This window comes from Pseudomonas sp. FEMGT703P (assembly GCF_002786345.1).
Taxonomy (GTDB): domain Bacteria; phylum Pseudomonadota; class Gammaproteobacteria; order Pseudomonadales; family Pseudomonadaceae; genus Aquipseudomonas; species Aquipseudomonas peli.
Genome location: NZ_PGCM01000005.1, coordinates 647,170 through 664,025, shown reverse-complemented (window position 1 = coordinate 664,025; position 16,856 = coordinate 647,170). Strand labels below are relative to the sequence as shown.

At 61.1% G+C, this 16,856-nt stretch carries 20 protein-coding genes; 8 read left to right on the top strand and 12 right to left on the bottom strand.

Going from position 1 to position 16,856, the window contains the following annotated elements:
• The first annotated feature begins 2 nt into the window (after positions 1-2).
• Together CUR33_RS06905 and CUR33_RS06900 are read left to right on the top strand one after the other, a co-directional pair.
• A complete protein-coding gene (locus CUR33_RS06905; RefSeq protein WP_289239106.1) occupies positions 3-821 on the top strand; it encodes a polyphosphate kinase 2 family protein in 819 nt (272 codons plus the stop codon).
• Between the two features lie 45 nt (positions 822-866).
• Positions 867-1,184, top strand: a complete 318-nt coding sequence (locus tag CUR33_RS06900; RefSeq protein WP_289239105.1) for a glutaredoxin family protein — start codon at positions 867-869, stop codon at positions 1,182-1,184.
• Between the two features lie 33 nt (positions 1,185-1,217).
• Here the strand turns inward: CUR33_RS06900 and CUR33_RS06895 are convergent, their stop codons facing one another.
• The 3 genes from CUR33_RS06895 to CUR33_RS06885 form a co-directional block, all read right to left on the bottom strand.
• Positions 1,218-2,153, bottom strand: a complete 936-nt coding sequence (locus CUR33_RS06895) for a glutathione S-transferase family protein (protein ID WP_289239104.1) — start codon at positions 2,151-2,153, stop codon at positions 1,218-1,220.
• Between the two features lie 65 nt (positions 2,154-2,218).
• Positions 2,219-2,536, bottom strand: coding sequence for a GIY-YIG nuclease family protein (locus tag CUR33_RS06890; RefSeq protein WP_289239103.1), 318 nt, complete (start codon positions 2,534-2,536; stop codon positions 2,219-2,221).
• Between the two features lie 37 nt (positions 2,537-2,573).
• Positions 2,574-3,044, bottom strand: a complete 471-nt coding sequence (locus CUR33_RS06885) for a nuclear transport factor 2 family protein (RefSeq protein ID WP_289239102.1) — start codon at positions 3,042-3,044, stop codon at positions 2,574-2,576.
• 119 nt (positions 3,045-3,163) lie between these two features.
• On the opposite strand from CUR33_RS06885, the gene CUR33_RS06880 reads away from it, so the two are divergent.
• From CUR33_RS06880 to CUR33_RS06860, 5 genes are all read left to right on the top strand, one after another.
• On the top strand, positions 3,164-4,111 hold the full coding sequence (locus CUR33_RS06880; protein ID WP_289239101.1) for a GlxA family transcriptional regulator: 948 nt from the start codon (positions 3,164-3,166) through the stop codon (positions 4,109-4,111).
• Positions 4,112-4,210: 99 nt separating this feature from the next.
• Positions 4,211-5,164, top strand: a complete 954-nt coding sequence (locus CUR33_RS06875) for an ornithine cyclodeaminase family protein (RefSeq protein WP_289239100.1) — start codon at positions 4,211-4,213, stop codon at positions 5,162-5,164.
• Positions 5,164-6,291, top strand: a complete 1,128-nt coding sequence (locus tag CUR33_RS06870) for an NAD(P)/FAD-dependent oxidoreductase (RefSeq protein ID WP_289239099.1) — start codon at positions 5,164-5,166, stop codon at positions 6,289-6,291. The genes CUR33_RS06875 and CUR33_RS06870 overlap by 1 nt, the downstream gene beginning before the upstream one ends.
• Before the next feature lie 81 nt (positions 6,292-6,372).
• Complete coding sequence (locus tag CUR33_RS06865) at positions 6,373-7,005, top strand: helix-turn-helix transcriptional regulator (protein ID WP_289239098.1); 633 nt, start codon at positions 6,373-6,375, stop codon at positions 7,003-7,005.
• Between the two features lie 29 nt (positions 7,006-7,034).
• Complete coding sequence (locus CUR33_RS06860) at positions 7,035-7,478, top strand: hypothetical protein (RefSeq protein ID WP_289239097.1); 444 nt, start codon at positions 7,035-7,037, stop codon at positions 7,476-7,478.
• A gap of 19 nt (positions 7,479-7,497) precedes the next feature.
• On the opposite strand, the gene CUR33_RS06855 is transcribed toward CUR33_RS06860, so the two are convergent.
• From CUR33_RS06855 to dmeF, 9 genes are all read right to left on the bottom strand, one after another.
• Positions 7,498-7,995: a hypothetical protein gene (locus tag CUR33_RS06855; RefSeq protein ID WP_167142217.1), complete on the bottom strand. Its 498-nt coding sequence runs from the start codon at positions 7,993-7,995 to the stop codon at positions 7,498-7,500.
• A 130-nt stretch (positions 7,996-8,125) separates the two neighbouring features.
• The gene (locus CUR33_RS06850; RefSeq protein ID WP_289239096.1) at positions 8,126-9,577 is read right to left on the bottom strand and encodes a S1C family serine protease; all 1,452 of its coding nucleotides are present in this window, start codon (positions 9,575-9,577) and stop codon (positions 8,126-8,128) included.
• Positions 9,570-10,619 (bottom strand): PDZ domain-containing protein, encoded by a 1,050-nt coding sequence (locus CUR33_RS06845; RefSeq protein ID WP_289239095.1) that lies wholly within the window; start codon positions 10,617-10,619, stop codon positions 9,570-9,572. The genes CUR33_RS06850 and CUR33_RS06845 overlap by 8 nt, the downstream gene beginning before the upstream one ends.
• Before the next feature lie 237 nt (positions 10,620-10,856).
• On the bottom strand, positions 10,857-11,633 hold the full coding sequence (locus CUR33_RS06840; RefSeq protein ID WP_289239094.1) for an ABC transporter substrate-binding protein: 777 nt from the start codon (positions 11,631-11,633) through the stop codon (positions 10,857-10,859).
• Between the two features lie 277 nt (positions 11,634-11,910).
• A complete protein-coding gene (gene moaE, locus CUR33_RS06835) occupies positions 11,911-12,369 on the bottom strand; it encodes a molybdopterin synthase catalytic subunit MoaE (protein WP_160085346.1) in 459 nt (152 codons plus the stop codon).
• 2 nt (positions 12,370-12,371) lie between these two features.
• Positions 12,372-12,614: a MoaD/ThiS family protein gene (locus tag CUR33_RS06830; protein WP_233683886.1), complete on the bottom strand. Its 243-nt coding sequence runs from the start codon at positions 12,612-12,614 to the stop codon at positions 12,372-12,374.
• The gene (gene moaC / locus CUR33_RS06825) at positions 12,611-13,087 is read right to left on the bottom strand and encodes a cyclic pyranopterin monophosphate synthase MoaC (RefSeq protein ID WP_289239093.1); all 477 of its coding nucleotides are present in this window, start codon (positions 13,085-13,087) and stop codon (positions 12,611-12,613) included. Before moaC ends, CUR33_RS06830 begins: the two co-directional genes overlap by 4 nt.
• Before the next feature lie 145 nt (positions 13,088-13,232).
• Positions 13,233-14,624 (bottom strand): PhoH family protein, encoded by a 1,392-nt coding sequence (locus CUR33_RS06820; RefSeq protein ID WP_160085349.1) that lies wholly within the window; start codon positions 14,622-14,624, stop codon positions 13,233-13,235.
• Between the two features lie 301 nt (positions 14,625-14,925).
• Positions 14,926-15,933, bottom strand: coding sequence for a CDF family Co(II)/Ni(II) efflux transporter DmeF (gene dmeF / locus CUR33_RS06815; protein ID WP_289239092.1), 1,008 nt, complete (start codon positions 15,931-15,933; stop codon positions 14,926-14,928).
• Positions 15,934-16,073: 140 nt separating this feature from the next.
• On the opposite strand from dmeF, the gene yaaA reads away from it, so the two are divergent.
• Positions 16,074-16,853, top strand: a complete 780-nt coding sequence (yaaA, locus tag CUR33_RS06810; RefSeq protein ID WP_289239091.1) for a peroxide stress protein YaaA — start codon at positions 16,074-16,076, stop codon at positions 16,851-16,853.
• Positions 16,854-16,856 lie beyond the last annotated feature (3 nt).

Sequence of the window (16,856 nt, the reverse complement as noted above, 5' to 3'; positions counted from 1 at the left end):
GCATGAGCCGCCTGCCGGATAGCCTACTGGATGACTGCCGCTGTGACCCGGCAGCGCCCTTTGCCCAGGACCCGGCGCGCGATTTCGGCCTGGATAAGCAAACGGCCAAACTGGCTCTGGCAGAACTGCGCCCCTGGCTCAACCAGCAACAGCGCATGCTCTGGGCCAACCGGCGTAATGCCCTGCTGCTGATCCTGCAAGGCACCGATTGCTCCGGTAAGGATGGCGTGATTCGCCGGGTGATCAGCAGCTTCGATCCCCAGGGCCTGCGCATTCACAGCTTTCAGAAACCCGATGCCTGCGAACAGCGCCATGACTTTCTCTGGCGCTATCACCGGCGTTTGCCGGGGCTGGGCCTGCTCGGGGTATTCAACCGCAGTTACTACGAAGGGCTGATCAGCGATCCGCTGGATGGCCTGTGCAGTGCTGCCGAACTGCCTGCGCGCCAGCTGGCGATTCACTCCTTCGAGGCGCAGCTGATCAGCCAATCGATTCAACCGCTCAAATGCTTTTTGCAGCTATCCAGAGATGAACAAAAGCACCGCCTGCAAGAGCGCTTGGAAAAACCTCATAAACGCTGGAAGCTGCACAGCAGCGACCTGCAGTCCTACCGCGAATTCGACCTGCGCCAACAGCGCTGGGCCGAGCAGCTAACGATCAGTCAAAGCGACGCAGCACCCTGGTATGTGATTCCGGCGGATCATCGCTGGCTGCGCGACTGGCTGGTGGCAAGCCTGCTGGCCCGCGAGTTGGAACGCTTGCAGCTGGACTGGCCGGACACGCCGCGACCGTTCAGTTTGGAAGATTTGCAACCCAGTTAGCCCACGACTCACCAGACCATCAACAGACAAGGCAAAGGAACGCCCATGAAGAAAGTCATCCTGCTGCTGAGCGCTGTAGCGCTTTTCCAACACTGGGACACTGTGCAGCGCTGGTTTCAACCACCGCTGGCCGATCGGCCGGGTGAGGTGGTGCTGTATGCCACGCAATGGTGCGGCTACTGCGCGAAAACCCGCGAGCAGCTGGCACAGGATCAGATTCCCTACCGGGAAATTGATATCGAGAAAGACCCCGCCGGCCAGGCGACCTTCAAGGCTTTGGGTGGGCGCGGCGTGCCCTTGCTGGATATCAAGGGCACGCTGATTCACGGTTACGATCCGCAGGCGATGCGCGCTGCCTACTGACAAGCCAGCGCGCAATAGACCGTAAGCAGGCTCTTACAACGCTTTGATGGCAAAGCCCAGCCGCGGGAAATGCACATGCACGGTACCGGCACGATCATCCTCGCGGCGCAGGATCAGTTCTTCAGCACCGGCGAACACGAGCTCGCCCTCTACCGGGTCGACACCGTAATCGGTGGCGGCAATCTGCACCCGCTGACCGACCGTGAGGCCGTTGGGTTCCACGAACGGCTCGTCCGGCAGAGCCGCCGGCGTCGCCGCACGGGCGATGGCAATAGCGTCTTCTGCACTCAGCGCACTGGACGCACCGTGACCGAAGCCCAGCACGCGGCCGAGCCAGGCGCTGACATTCGGGTAGGCATCGACCAGCGGCGCGGTCACTGGGGTGCCTTTGAGGAACCACAGACAATGGGCCAGGGAGAAGTCAGCAATCGATGGCTCACCAAACAGGAAGTCGCCCGCCTCGCGCGCCAGTTGCTGCTCAACCCGCCCCATCAGCGACGGCCAGTTGTGCTTGGCCACCTCCACCGGTACACGCGTGGCGCTACCGCCACTAAACAGCCCGGCACGATCGGCGACAAAGGCCTTGACCGCCTCAGGCGGCAGCTTGCCGAAACGCACCGCGACCGACTCTGGCTGAAACACCAGGCTCACCGCATGCTGAAAAATCTGCGAATCGACCCACTGAGCAAAGCTCGCCGCAACGAACTCCTGGCCCTCAGGGAACAGCGCAGGGGTTGCTTTCTCCGCATCCAGGCGACGCGCAATCAGTGCGGTATCACAGTAGATATCGGCCCCCACCTGCAGCACCGGAGTCTTGCGGTAGCCACCGGTCAGCGCCACTAGATCGGGCTTGGGCATGATTCGCGGAATATCAACCGAGCGCCAGGACAGCTGCTTGAAACCCAGCATCAGGCGCGCCTTCTCGGCAAACGGTGAGGCATCGTAATGGTGCAGGATCAACTCGTGCATGGCAGGCTCCGCAAGGGTCAGGTAAACCAGCAGCTTAACCGCGCTGGCAGCAGCGGCCTACCCGCTTAGGCTGATGGTGCGTTATCAGTCGCAACGATAACAGCAGCGGCGACTAGGGTTTCCTTGGCCGCCTTGCTCAAGGCCTTGACCGCGCGTTCCCGGCGCAGTGCCGCGCCTTTGCCGGCACATGGTTCGATATACACCAAAGCCTGCGCCGGACTCACGTGGAAAAAGCGCGCGCCCTTACCGCTCTGGTGTTTGGCAAAACGCTTGTGCGGATCGTCGCTGATGCCACAGTACAGCGCACCATTAGCCGCCCGCACCAAGTAGACAAACCAGGGTTTAGCGGCAGGTGTTTCAGGCACAGAAGAGGAGTCAGGCATCAGTTAAATCGGCAGGCAATAAGCAAGGTCGCCGAGCTTAACGGCTCTTCCGGAACGCCGCCAAACCTTTACCCGCCTGCTGGCGAATGGCGTTTTGCACAAACGGCGCCCAACCCAGCAGTTGACCTTTAAGACCCAGCGCCTGACCTGCCCAGCGCCACAGATCGAAGTGATCGCGATGCTCGCTGATTTTGCCGTCGCGAAAACGGAAGTTGGCTTCGATGTGGTTGACCACCTGATTACCGGTCTGGCTGAAGGTATAGGTCGCCACCCAGCGCGCCTTGCCGGAGTGCTCATCGGCGGTCACGCCATCAAAGGTCAGGGAAAAACCCTGGGCCTTGGCACAGAGCATGCGCCACATATCGCCAGCATCCGCACCACGTAGATCGGTAAACACCGGGTCGCTGAACTGCACGTCCTCGCTGTAACAGCTGGCCATGGTCTCGGCATCCAGCTGCTGGAAGGCTTGGTAGAAACGGGTGATCAGCTCGACGTTGGGGTGGGTCATGGGGCGAACTCCGGTAGGGAACGTGCGAGCAGTATTGTCGTTAAATCGCCGCCGCGCGATTGGCGCAAAAGACATACTTGTGTCAATAATCGCCAAATTTCATCGCACCTGAGCACGTCATGCTGAAGATCGCCCTGTACGTCTGCCCGCAAACTGTGTGTTCCAGCCTGAGCATGGCCATGGATGCTTTTGTGCTGGCCAACCGTCTGGCCGAGCAACGGTTGTTCGAGTTGCAGCGCGTCAGTCTGGATGGGAAGGCGGTTGATCTGGGCTTTGCGCAGATCCAGGTCGATGGCGACCTGAGCCTGGCCGAGGATGCCGAGCTGATTCTGCTCGCCGCCAGCGGCAGCGCCATCGATACCACCCTGAGCGATAACGCCGCCCTGCTGCCCTGGCTGGCGCAACGCCCACCACGTCAGCAGCTGGCAAGCCTGTGCAGCAGCGCCTTTCTGCTGGGCGCCGCCGGCGTGCTCGACGGGCGCCGCGCTACCACTCACTGGGCGCTGGCCAGCCAGTTCCGCCAGCGTTTCCCGCAGGTCAATCTGCAGATCGAGCAACTGGTCTGCGAAGACGGCCAGTTGCTCAGCTCCGGCGGCGCAAACGCCGGACTCGATTTGTGCCTGCACCTGATCCGCCAGCATGCGGGTGACGCGCTGGCACAACAGGTCGCCAATGCCCTGGTGTTCGACAGCCAGCGCGGTCAGCAATCACGCTTCGCCCCGCTGCTGCCGCCGCCCAGCAGCGATAGTCCGCTCGCACCAGTGTTGCAGTGGCTGCACCGTCATCACGGCGAAGCTATCGACCTCAACCGCCTAGCCGCTGAAGCCAACTGCTCATCGCGCACTCTGCTACGCCGCTTCAAGGCCAGCACCGGGCTGACGCCCAACGACTACCTGCAACGCGTGCGCATCAGCGCCGCACAGCGCGCCCTGCGCAGCCCGGCGTCGCTGGAGCAGATCGCCGAGCAGGTCGGGTACGCCGACCGCGCCACCTTTGCCAAGCTGTTCAAGCAGCTCTGCGGGGAAAGCCCAGGGGCGTTTCGCAAGCGCTTACGCCAGGCCCACTGAACGTCGCCACCGCGTATCAAGATGCCGCGTCAGCGCTTGTCGATAAAGACCATAAAGTCCAAAATGGAATTAATTGTTTAATTCGTTACGGAGCCGCCCATGTCGACCACCCCTTATGTGCTGGATAAAACCGCTGCCGAACAGCTGCTGGCCCAGGTCGATGTACACCAGGCCATGGTCACTATGTTCCGCGAGCTGGCCGCCGGTCACGCGATGCAGCCCGCGCAGCAGCTGGTGGAGTTTCCCAATGGCGGCGGTGACTTTATCAACTACCTCGGCGTACTCGCCGGGGCCGGTGTTTACGGGGTAAAAACCTCGCCCTATATCGTCCGCGAGCAAGGCCCGCTGATTACTGCGTGGACCCTGCTGATGTCGATGCAAACCGGCCAGCCACTGTTGCTGTGCGATGCTGGCAGCCTGACCACCGCGCGCACCGCCGCCACTACTGCAGTAGCCGTGGATGCCTTGGCCGCGCCCCAGGCCAGCCGCCTGGCGGTAATCGGCAGCGGCGCCGTAGCGCAAGCCCATGTGCATTACGCCAAACAGCTACGCCCCTGGCAGAGCATCCGCCTCTACTCGCCAGGTCTGGCCGGCAAAACCGGCGCGCAGCTGCTCAAGCTGCAGCAACTCGACCCACGCATCCAGCTGTGCGCCAGCCAGGCAGACGCCATTCGCGATGCCGATGTGGTGATGCTCTGCACCTCATCGGCGAAACCGTTGCTCGATCCCGTCGAGCTGGATAAACCGGCGCTGATCACCTCGATCAGCACTAACGCGCCGCGCGCCCATGAAGTAACGCCCGCCAGCCTGCTGAATATGGATGTCTACTGTGACTACCGCGCTACCACTCCAGATAGCGCGGGGGAAATGCTCCTGGCCAGCCGCCTGGGCTGGAGCAGTGCCGACATCCTGGGTGATCTGGCTGGGCTCGTCAGCGGTAAGGCCGTGCGCCCGGACTATCGCCGCTCAGTATTTTTCCGCTCCATCGGCCTGGGCCTGGAAGATGTTGCCCTGGCCCACGCGCTGTACCAGCTCAAGCAGGAGGCCTGCTGATGCACCAGGCGGATTACCTGATCATCGGCGCGGGCATTGCCGGTGCCTCCACCGGCTACTTTCTCGCCGCCCATGGCAAAACCATCCTACTGGAGCGTGAGCAGCTGCCCGGTTATCACTCCACCGGCCGCTCCGCCGCGCTCTACACCGTGGCCTACGGCACGCCGCAAGTGCGCGCCCTGACCGCCGCCAGCCGCGCGTTCTACGATGCGCCGCCTACCGGTTTTGCTGAGCACCCTTTGCTAACCTTGCGCGGCGAGCTGGTGGTGGACTTCACCGGTGATGCCGCCGAGCTGCAACGCCAGTTCGACAGCGGCAAAACCAGCGTGCCGGAGATGCGCCTGCTCAGCGCCGATGAAGCCTGCGCCATGGTGCCGGTGCTGCGCCGGGACAAGGTGCAGGCCGCCATGCTCGACCCCAGCGCCGCCGATATCGACACCGACGCCCTGCACCAGGGCTACCTGCGCGGCATTCGCCAGCAGGGCGGGGAAATCCACACAAGCTGCGAAGTACTGCGCATCCAGCGCGACGGCGATGTCTGGTTGGTGGACTGCGGCAGCGCGCAATACCGCGCCAAGACGCTGATCAACGCCGCCGGCGGCTGGTGCGACCAGATCGCCGCTCTGGCGGGTGTGACGCCCATCGGCTTGATTCCCAAACGCCGCGCCGCCTTTACCTTTAACGGGCCGGAAGGTATCGACTGCCATGCCTGGCCCTGCGTAGTCAGCCTGGACGAATCCTTCTACTTCAAGCCCGATGCCGGCCTGCTGCTCGGCTCGCCCGCCAATGCAGACCCGGTCGAGCCCCACGATGTCCAGCCGGAAGAACTGGATATCGCTCTGGGCATCTACCAGATCGAAGAACACACCAGCCTGAGCATTCGTCGCCCGGCGCATACCTGGGCTGGCCTGCGCTCCTTCGTCGCCGATGGCGATCTGGTCGGCGGCTTCGACCCGCAGATGGCGGGCTTCTTCTGGATCGCCGCGCAAGGCGGTTACGGCATCCAGACCTCAGCCGCCATGGGCATGGCCTGCGCCGCCCTGGCCCGTGGTGAATCGCTGCCCGAACATTTGCGCCAATTTGGCCTTACGGAAGCCATGCTCTCCCCTGCCCGCCTACTCAAATAATCAGTCGCAGCGCCCGAGGATGACGCCTCGGGCGCTTTGCGGCACACTCGCAACGCCACCTGAGCCCGAAGAGTTAGCCGCATGACGCCGCCCCGCCCTGCCCCCGAGCTGGACAACTACCGCACCATCGCCGACGCCATCGCCACGCTGTTCTTCCCCCACGCCGAAGTGGTGTTGCACGACCTGCGCACGCAAAAGGTCGACTACATCGCCAACAACATCTCCAAGCGCGTGATCGGCGATGACGCCGCGCTGGAAGACATGCTCAGCGGTGAAATCGACGAACGCACCATCGGCCCTTATGAAAAGCTCAACTGGGACGGCCAGAAGATTCGCTCGGTCAGCAGCGTGCTACGCGACGCCACCGGCACGCCCATCGCGGTGCTGTGCATCAACCTGAATATCTCGCTGTTCGAGACCGCCAAGCAGGCGCTGGATCTGTTTCTTTCCTCCAGCAAACTGGTGCCGCAGCCCGACGCGCTGTTCCGCGACGACTGGCAGGAGCGCATCAACACCTTCCTGCACAGCTGGCTACGCCAGCGCCAGCTCGGTCTCAACCTGCTGACCCGCGAGCACAAACGCGAGCTGGTCGAAGCCCTGCACGCCGAAGGCGCCTTCAAAGGCAAAAGCGCCGCCAACTACGTGGCCAACGTGCTGAACATGGGCCGCGCGACGGTGTACAAGCATTTGAAAGAGATCAAGGGCGAGGCCTGAGTCCGCTCATTCGGCAAGGACTGCCAGACATGCAACGCTTTCTCAGTTTTATCCTCGCAACCATTCAAGCACTGGGCATTCCCCTGGTGGCTGGGCTGTTTATCTGCGCCGTCACCGGTGAGCCGCGTCGCACGCTGGAATGGCCATTTTTAATCGATGTCGATTACCCGCTGCTGGAAATCCTGCTGCTCTCGCTGCCCAGCATATTGCTCTACGCCGCCCTCATCAGAGTGTTGAAAAATCGTCGTTTGCGAGCGGCCAGCTTTGTTCTGCTGGCTGTGCTTGCGGCCTATTTTAGCTGCGTGGTATTCGCCCAAGCCTTTGGTAATACCTGGACGCAGTCAGCGATTTTCATTGCCCTGTTTCTCGGGCGCCTGCATCTGCTTGCAATCGCTCTACTACCTGGCCTGCTGCTGTGGTGGCTTATTGATTTACTCGGCACGCTGATACGCGGACGCCTGCCGCAGGCTTGAGCAGATAACGCCTTTGCAACTAAGTGCGGGCGCCAGGAATGCCGCGAGCGTTTTTCTTCTGCAGGATCATTGATGCTTCGTTATAGGCATGCTGGAAGGCGTCGCTGCCGATCCACTCCACGGCTGTATCTTCGTCTTCATCGTGGAAAATCGCGCGATAGACGATCAGCAGCCCCATCATAAAGTCCGTGGCAGCCTCTTCCGCTTCCTCCGCGACCACCAACTCCAACACTGGGTACTGCAGGAATATCAGGCACATTGCCAACAGGCTGATGCCTTCGCCGACCTTCATAGCCTGGAACAGGTCGTCGAAGTGCGCAGGGTCGAAACCGTTCTCTTCGATGTCTTTGAAGTCGAAGGTGCTCAGGTCGATTTCCACATCATCGAACGGCTCGTTAATCAACGGGTTGGCCAGCAGCGGGTGTACAACATGGGCTTTAGCCTTGCCCGAACGGTTCTGCTTGGCCTTGGCTTTGGCCCGCTGGGCGCGTTTCTGCTGTTTATCTGGGGAAGCCATTGAGGCGCGGTCCTTGTTCGGTAGAGCCATAGTTATGGCCCGGGATAGTCTGGCGCATAGTGTATTCAGTCTTGGCTCAGTGCGTCGGCCATATGCTGCTGAGCCTGGCGCGGTGGCTGCTGGAAAGCGCTTAAGGCTGCCACTCCAGCGTTTCATAAACCGGCTTCACCGAGTTGAACTCGTCGTAATGCGTCTGCGCTTCGGCGCGGGTGGCGAAGCAGAACTGGCCGGCCATCTGGTCGGGCTTGAACAACGCCTTCTGCGCATTGGCGAAGCAGTAACCGGATGGCGGGCTGCACTGTACGTCAGGAAAACTGAACGGCCGCCAGGCCTCGGGCTGCTGCTGCCTGACCTTGTTCACAAAGGCAGAGAGCGTGGTCATCATGCCGGCCGAGGTTATCTGCGGGCTGGGGCTCTGGAAGATCGCCGATTGCACGCCGCCGGGCTTCTTCACCACATAGATATAGGCATGGCAGAAGGTATTGCCCTGGGGCGCGGCAGCAGGCGCAGCAATCACCGGAGTTGGCACTGCCGCCGGCGGCTGAGCAACGGCAGCAACTGCAACTGGCGCAGCGCGCGTCGGAATGGCCAGCGTAAGCTCCTGCTGCGCCCGATTGCGCCATACACCCAATGGCGCGCGGTAGCCGCTGCGCAGACGGCTGGTGATCGACTGCACATCATCTGGCCCGCGCACTTCCTGACCAGACACATCGAGGATCACATCCATCGACTTTAGGCCAGCTTTTGCCGCAGGGCTGCCAGGGGTGACGCTGACTACCCAGGCACCGGTAGGGCTTTTCAGGCCAAGGGCACTGACCAATTCCGGGCTCGGGCTTTCCAGAGTCAAGCCGAGGTCCGTGGCCTCGATACTGCTGCTGCCGATGTTAGCCGCAGCAGGCGAAACGCTGGCCGGCGCTGCTGCTCGCGTTGCTAGCTTGGCGGCTTTTTCAATCGGCGGCGGAGTCCAGGGCACGTGCACCGTGTCCCAGTTCATTTGTAGCCTGGTTAGGTTTGCAAGGCGCTCGATCTCTGCAGCGGCATTGGCCGGGCTGTCCTCCATCAGGCAACCACCCCGGCCGTCCGTAACCCCGTAGGTCGAGCGCAGCATCGCATTGAACGCCGCGGTCTCCGCCGCGCCGCCGTCGGTGTAAAAGTCGCGATAGGTAAACACCGGAGTCAGGTAGTTGACCGTTTCCGTGCCGGAAAAGCAGTAGCCGTAAGCCGTGACCTGCCCAGAGGCCGGCACCGTGGCCGTACCGCCAAAGCAGCCCTGCTCGCGGCGCACCTGATTAAGCGCATCCATCTGCCAACCATCAACCCTGGCCATGCCCGGGTCACCTGATGGGTTGGATTTCTGATGAAGCTCTAGCATATAGGCGTGGCTTTCCTCCAACTCACTACAGGTTTTACCGCGCCAGGTGGAGGTGGTGATGCCGAGTTTTTCTGGCGTTATCGAGGCCTCCATCGCTGCCTCCATCGCGGGAGAAAACACCGCGTGAGCAGCATGCATACAACCGGAGAGCGCTGCCGAAGCAACCGCCAGCGCCGCTAAACGCAAAGCCAGTACGGTGTGATCACTCATTGCGCAGCACCATCTGCACGTCGCGTTTAGCCTGGTTGCGCCAGACGCTGACGGTGGCCTTGTAACCGGCGCGCATGCGCGACGAAATATCCGCGACATCCTGGGCCGAGGCCACTTCCTGGCCACTGACTTCGACAATCACATCCAGCGGCTTGATGCCCGCCCGATCCGCCGCACTGCCCTTGACGGTGTCCGTCACCCAGGCACCTTTCGCCGAGGCCAGCCCCACTGCTTTGGCGTAAGACGGCGTCACCACGCCCAGGCTCATGCCCTGCAACGAGGCAGAATTGGCCTTGAGCGGCGTGGCGCTACCGCGCGCGGCCAGCGGCAGTACCGGGGGCGGATTACCCGACGAGGCAATAAGGACCGGAACGGTATAGAAGTTGTGTGCACGCCAGTATTTGAGATTGATGCTGGAGCTGATGGGAGCTTTGGCAATGGCCAGGCGAAAGTCGACGGAGTCTGCAATCGGCTGGTCATTGACTGCTACCACGATGTCGCCGCTAAGGAGTCCGGCATTTTGCGCACTGCTGCCTGGCCCGGTGCGATCGATCAGCACGCCCGTCGTCGGTGCTGATATCCGCGCGGCACTGACGGCGTCAACCGTATCCATGTGCACGCCAATGATCCCGCGCGGCAGGTTCGCCTGGGTACAACCCTTTTCATACCAGACCTGGCTGGCAGCGACCTTACGGGCCTCGCCCGCCTGCTGCAGCAAAGGCTCGCTACTGCCGACATAGCCAGGCACTTCAATCAGCGCCATTTCGATGTATTCGCAGGAACGTGGGCGATAGCGTTCAGGCGTTTCGCGGGTCACCAGCATCTGCAGGTCCGGTTTATACGGCGCGGCTTGCCCCGGCACAGGCACAGCACCAGGCGTCGATTCTGTCGAGCTGGCCGAAGCCAATGCGACGGCTCCACCTGCAACGGCTGCCGTTGTAAGCAGCGCGCTGGCATCCCCAGGAATGGGTGCAACCATCGCCGCCACAACCGCCAACTCCCCCAGGCCGCCATCGGAGGCGCAGCCGCTGAGACCCAGCATGGAAAAGGCCAGTAACAGGTAGCAGGCTGACTTCGTAGGGTGCCCGACCATTGAAACCTCCAACGCAAGCAAGCGTGCTTGTAATAGATTTCGGCATCATGGCAATTTGCCTTGATGTTGTATATGACGGGGCGAGCTACCGCGAAGGCGAGCGGTGATAAGTGACTAGGCATGCTGTAAACACAAGCCGAACAGTAAAAAGCCGCGCACTGCGCGGCTTTTTACTGCCTGATGCAATCAGTCGCCGTAGATATCGAAGGTGAAGTACTTGTACTGAATCTTCTGGTATTCGCCGCTGGCGCGAATAGCCTGGATGGCCGCATTCAGCTTGCCCAGCAGTTCAGCGTCGCCCTTGCGCACGGCGATGCCGGCGCCTTCACCGAAGTACTTCGGATCGGTAAACGCCGGGCCGACGAAGGCAAAGCCCTTGCCGTTAACGGTTTTCAGAAAGCCTTCATCGACCGGGATGGCGTCAGCCAAGGTGCCGTCCAGGCGCGCGGAAATCAGGTCCAGGTAGATCTCGTTCTGCGAGCTGTAGCGCACCACTTCAACTCCTTGTGCGGCCAGCACCTCGCTGGCGAAGCGGTCGGTGGTGGTCGAGCGTTGCACACCGATGCGCTTACCCTTGAGGTTGCTGAAATCAGCGGCGACTTCACTGCCAGCCTTCATCACCAGGCGCGCCGGGCTGTAGTAGTACTTGCCGGTGAAATCCACCGATTTGCGCCGGTCATCGGTGATGGTCATGGACGACAGAATGGCGTCGACCTTTTTCACCTTGAGCGATGGAATCAGGCCATCGAACTCCTGCTCGACCCATTGGCACTCGGTCTTCATCTCAGCGCACAGAGCGTTGCCGATATCCACATCAAAGCCGGCGATCTGCCCGCTGGCTTCTTTATAGGCAAAAGGTGGATAGGCAGCCTCGATACCCAGGCGCAGGGGTTTGTCTGCGGCGAACAGGCTGGATGCAATCAGGCTCAGGGCGATGCCGCCCGCCAGGACGATTTTCTTCATTGTGCGGATTCCTGCTGAGGGAGTGACAGGCCCGTGCCACCTGACATTGCTGCGCAGGTCGAGCGGGCAACGACGGTTGCTGCAAGACAGAAGAAGGGCGCATCAGGTGTGCACCTGAGCGAAAAGCGATGACTGAGAAGCATGCGTGGACGGGTCATTTGCCAGCCTCGATCTATACTTTAAAGTCCATACTGGAGTTAAATGTACATATCGTCAACCGAGCAAAGGCCATCACTGCGACTGAAGGATCAGCGCAGACGACATAGGCAAAATACGCTTAAGGTTGTTGTTTCCAGCGCTCAGCTGCAGCCTGGTCGGAGCAACGCCCTTCGACCCAGCGCGGGCCTTCAGCGGTGTCTTCCTTCTTCCAGAACGGCGCGCGGGTTTTCAGGTAATCCATGACGAAGTTGCAGGCGTCGAATGCCGCCTGACGGTGGGCGCTGGTGGTGCCGACAAAGACGATTGGCTCGCCTGGTTCCAAGCGACCGATACGGTGGATGATCTCGATACCCAACAGCGGCCAGCGCTGAGTGGCTTCCTCGGCAATCTTGCCCAGGGCCTTCTCGGTCATGCCGGGGAAGTGTTCGAGAAACATGCCGCCGACTTCGCGCCCCTCGTTGAAGTCACGCACATAGCCGACAAAGCAGACCACCGCGCCAATGCCCAGGTTGGCGGCATGCAGGGCGTTAAGCTCAACGCCCGGATCGAAGGGTTGCGACTGGACGCGGATGGCCATACTCAGCCTCCGGTTACGGTAGGAAAGAACGCGACTTCATCGCCAGCCGTCAGCGGCTCATCCAGGCTGCAGAGTTCCTGATTGCGCGCACACATCAGGTTCTGCTCGGCCAGCACTTCCCACACACCACCACGTGCCAGCAGGTGTTGGCGCAACTGATCGAGGCTGGCGAACTCCGCGTTCAGCTGCTCACCATCCAGGCCGAGGGCCTCGCGGTATCGGGCGAAATACTGCACGCGGATCATGCTTCGTCCCCAGCTACAAAGTGTCCACTCTTACCGCCGACCTTCTCCAGCAGGCGCACGCTTTCGATCACCATGCCGCGATCCACCGCCTTGCACATGTCATAGATAGTCAATGCGGCGACGCTGGCGGCGGTCAGGGCTTCCATTTCCACCCCGGTCTGCCCGGTCAGCTTGCAGCGCGCAGTGATGCGTACGGCATCCGCGCCCTCAGGGGTTAGCTCGACCTTGACGCTGGTGAGCATCAACGGGTGGCACAGTGGTATCAGGTTGCTGGTTTTCTTCGCCGCCTGAATACCGGCAATACGCGCCACGGCGAACACGTCGCCCTTGGGGTGATCGCCCTGAGTAATCATCTGCAGGGTTTGCGGGCGCATGCGCACCAGGGCTTCTGCCACGGCTTCACGGACAGTCAGGGCTTTATCGCTGACATCGACCATATTGGCGCGGCCTTGGGCATCGAGATGGGTTAACACAGACAGACTCCAGGCAGGTGTCCGGCGATTGTAAACCCAGGGGTCAGGTTTCGGCACCTGTGAATGCCAGGGGATTCAGACGGGAGGTTACAGAGGCGTCCGGCCCAGCAGGCATAACGGCCTGCTGGGCGAACGCGGATGAGGGTTACATATGGGTTTCGGCGTACTCGGCGAGGATCGAGCGCGGCACCCCCTGCAGGGTGATATGCACGCCATGCTCGAAGTCTTTGAAGCGCTCCGTCAGGTAGGTCAGGCCAGAACTGGGCGCCGACAGGTAAGGGGTATCGATCTGCGCCAGGTTACCCAGGCACACCACTTTGGAACCGCTGCCGGCACGGGTGATGATGGTTTTCATCTGGTGCGGGGTGAGGTTCTGGCATTCGTCGATCAGGATCAGACTCTGCTGGAAGCTGCGACCACGGATGTAGTTGAGCGATTTAAACTGCAGTGGGACCTTTTGCAGGATGTAGTCGACGCTACCATGGGTGTTCTCGTCGTCCATATGCAGGGCTTCGAGGTTGTCGGTGATCGCGCCGAGCCAGGGCTCCATCTTCTCGGCTTCGGTGCCGGGGAGAAAGCCGATTTCCTGATCCAGCCCCTGCACGCTGCGGGTGGCAATAATCCTGCGATAACGCTTGCTGACCATGGTCTGTTCGATGGCCGCCGCCAGGGCCAGAATGGTTTTACCGGAGCCGGCCGCGCCGGACAGGTTGACCAGGTGGATGTCCGGATCCAGCAGGGCAAACAGCGCCAGTGACTGATAGATATCCCGCGGGCGCAGGCCCCAGGCTTCCTGGTGCATCAAGGGTTCCTGGTGCATGTCGAGAATCAGCAGTTCGCCATGCTTGATGCCCTTGATCCAGCCAACAAAGCCCTGTTCGTCGATGATGAACTCGTTGACGTGCACCGCCGGCAGGTTGTCGGTGAGTTGCACACGGTGCCAGGTACGGCCGTGATCCTGACGGGTTTCCACCTTGTTCACGCGGTCCCAGAAGGAGCCGTCCATGTTGTGGTAACCCTGCGACAGCAAGGACACGTCGTCGACCAACTGGTCGGTATGGTAATCCTCGGAATCGATGCCACAGGCGCGCGCCTTGAGGCGCATGTTGATGTCTTTGGTGACCAGCACCACGTTGAGACCGGGGCGGCGGGACTTCAGCTCGACCAGTTGGTTGATGATCTTGTTGTCGTTGAGGTCTTCCGGCAGCCAGGTGACTGGGGTGGCGCTCTTGCTCATCAGAATCGACAAATACCCACAGGGGCCGCTCTTGTCACGTTGAATGGCAACGCCGTGTTCCACTTCCTCCGGGTTGGCGCTGCCGAGAATTTTGTCGATAAGACGGATGGCCTGGCGGCACTCGGCGGCCACGCCCTGTTTGCCGGTTTTAAGCTTGTCCAGTTCCTCCAGTACGGTCATGGGAATCGCAACGTGGTGCTCCTGAAAATTCAGCAGCGCGTTGGGGTCGTGGATCAGCACATTGGTGTCGAGGGCGTACAGGGTTGGGGCGGTGGGCTTGGAGCGTCCGTGGTCATCCATACTCGGTCACCTTCTTGTAGTAGCCAAGCAACGCAGGGGCGAGTCTGCGCCGCGGAGGGGCCGTCGACTCCTCAGTGCCGAGGCTGAGAAGGCTGCAAAAAGGTGAGGGCCAATGGCCGCCACCTGTCTGCAGGGTTCGGCGGTCTTGCCTTTTAGATACTCCAAAAAAGATGACAGAAAAACGTTTTTTTCGGCATTTACCGGTTTATTTATCGGAGCGACAAATAGCGCTTGGCGACCTGTGCGGTCGCCGTTAAAGTCGGAAGTCCCACCGGCTTTCGGGCCGTAAGATTTTTACCTGTCAGCCTCGCTTCACCCCGTGCTCATCGGCACAGCGATTGACCTCCACGGTCACATGCACCAATTCCGCAATCCCCGCCAGCCGAGCCTTGTAGCGATCCGCCGAGCCATCGCCATGGGTCACCACGCTGACGATGCAGGCGAACTGCGCCCGGCCAACGCGCCATAGATGCAGATCGGCCAGCTCAGTGTCCGCCTCCTGGGTCAAAACGTTGCGTACGCGCTCGACCACCGGGCTGTCCATCTCGCGATCGAGCAGCACCTTGCCGGTTTCGATCAGCAGGCCTTTGGCCCATACCGCGATAATTACCGCACCAATTACGCCCATCAGCGGGTCGAGCCAGTCCCAGCCCAGCAGCAGGCCACCCAGCAAGGCGACAATGGCCGCCACCGAAGTCAGCGCATCGGCCAGTACGTGGATAAAAGCGGCATGGCGATTAAGGTCCTTGCCCGCCGCTGACGCTACGTGATCGTGATCAGCATGAGCATGAGCATGAGCATGCGCGCCAGCGTGACTATGGCCCTGGCCCTGGCCGTGGGCATGCCCGTGATCATGGCTATCACGCAGCAGCCAGGCAGAAGCCAGGTTGACCAACAGGCCAACGACGGCGACCCACAGCGCCATCTCGAAGGCAATCACCTGGGGCTGCAACAAACGCCAGAAGGATTCGAACGCCAGCATCGCCACCACCGCCAGCAACATCAGTGAGCTGGCGAACCCGGCCAGTACCTCGACCTTCCAGGTGCCAAAAGCAAAACGTGGGTCGTTGGCGTAACGCCGCGCCAGCAGATAGGCCAGCGCCGTCAGGCCAATCGCGAGCATATGCGAGGCCATGTGCCAGCCATCGGCGAGCAAGGCCATGGAGTTGAACGCATAACCGGCGACAATCTCCACCAGCATGGTCACCCCGGTCAGCGCGGCAACGCGCCAGGCCTGACGCTCTGCAGTGGTTTCCAGCGGGCGGTAATCGTGGGATGGCTCCCAGCGCGAATGGTTGCAGGCGGTCATGACAGCTCCTTGGAGGATTCGACCTGGGCAGACTACAACCCCGTGGCGGCCCCTGGGTCAAGCGTCTCAATCGCCCTTATAGGTAGTCTCAAGCGCCAGCAGCTTCTAGAATCGCCGCAGACTTTCAGGAGCACAGTTTTATGTTGATGGTGATTTCCCCGGCCAAGACCCTCGATTACGAGACGCCGCCCGCCACACCACGCTTTACCCAACCGGAACACCTCAACCACGCCCAGGAGCTGATCCAGCAGCTGCGCGACTTTACCCCGGCGCAGATCGCCGAGCTGATGCACCTCTCGGACAAACTCGCCGGCCTTAACGCTGCACGCTTCGGTAGCTGGGTGCGGCCGTTCAATCCGTCCAATGCCAAGCAGGCGCTGCTGGCGTTCAAGGGCGATGTGTACACCGGGCTTAACGCCGAGGATTTCAGCAAGGCCGATTTCGACTTCGCGCAAACCCATCTGCGCATGCTTTCCGGTCTGTATGGCGTGCTGCGCCCGCTCGACCTGATGCAGCCCTATCGCCTGGAAATGGGTACCAAACTGGCCAACCCGCGCGGTAATAACCTCTATGACTTCTGGGGCGAGCGCATCAGTGGCTGGCTGAATGAGGCGCTGGCGGCCCAGGGCGACGAGGTGCTGCTCAACCTAGCGTCCAACGAATACTTCAGTGCAGTGAAACGCAAAGCGTTGAATGCACGGATCATCGACACCGAATTCAAAGACCTGAAAAACGGCCAGTACAAGATCATCAGTTTCTACGCGAAAAAAGCCCGTGGCCTGATGGCCCGTTACGTGATCAAAGAGCGCCTGACTGACCCAGCCGACCTCAAGGACTTCAACTACCAGGGCTATCGCTATTCGGCGGAACACTCCAAGGCTGATAGTCTGGTATTCCTGCGTGACCAACCCGAGGCCTGAATA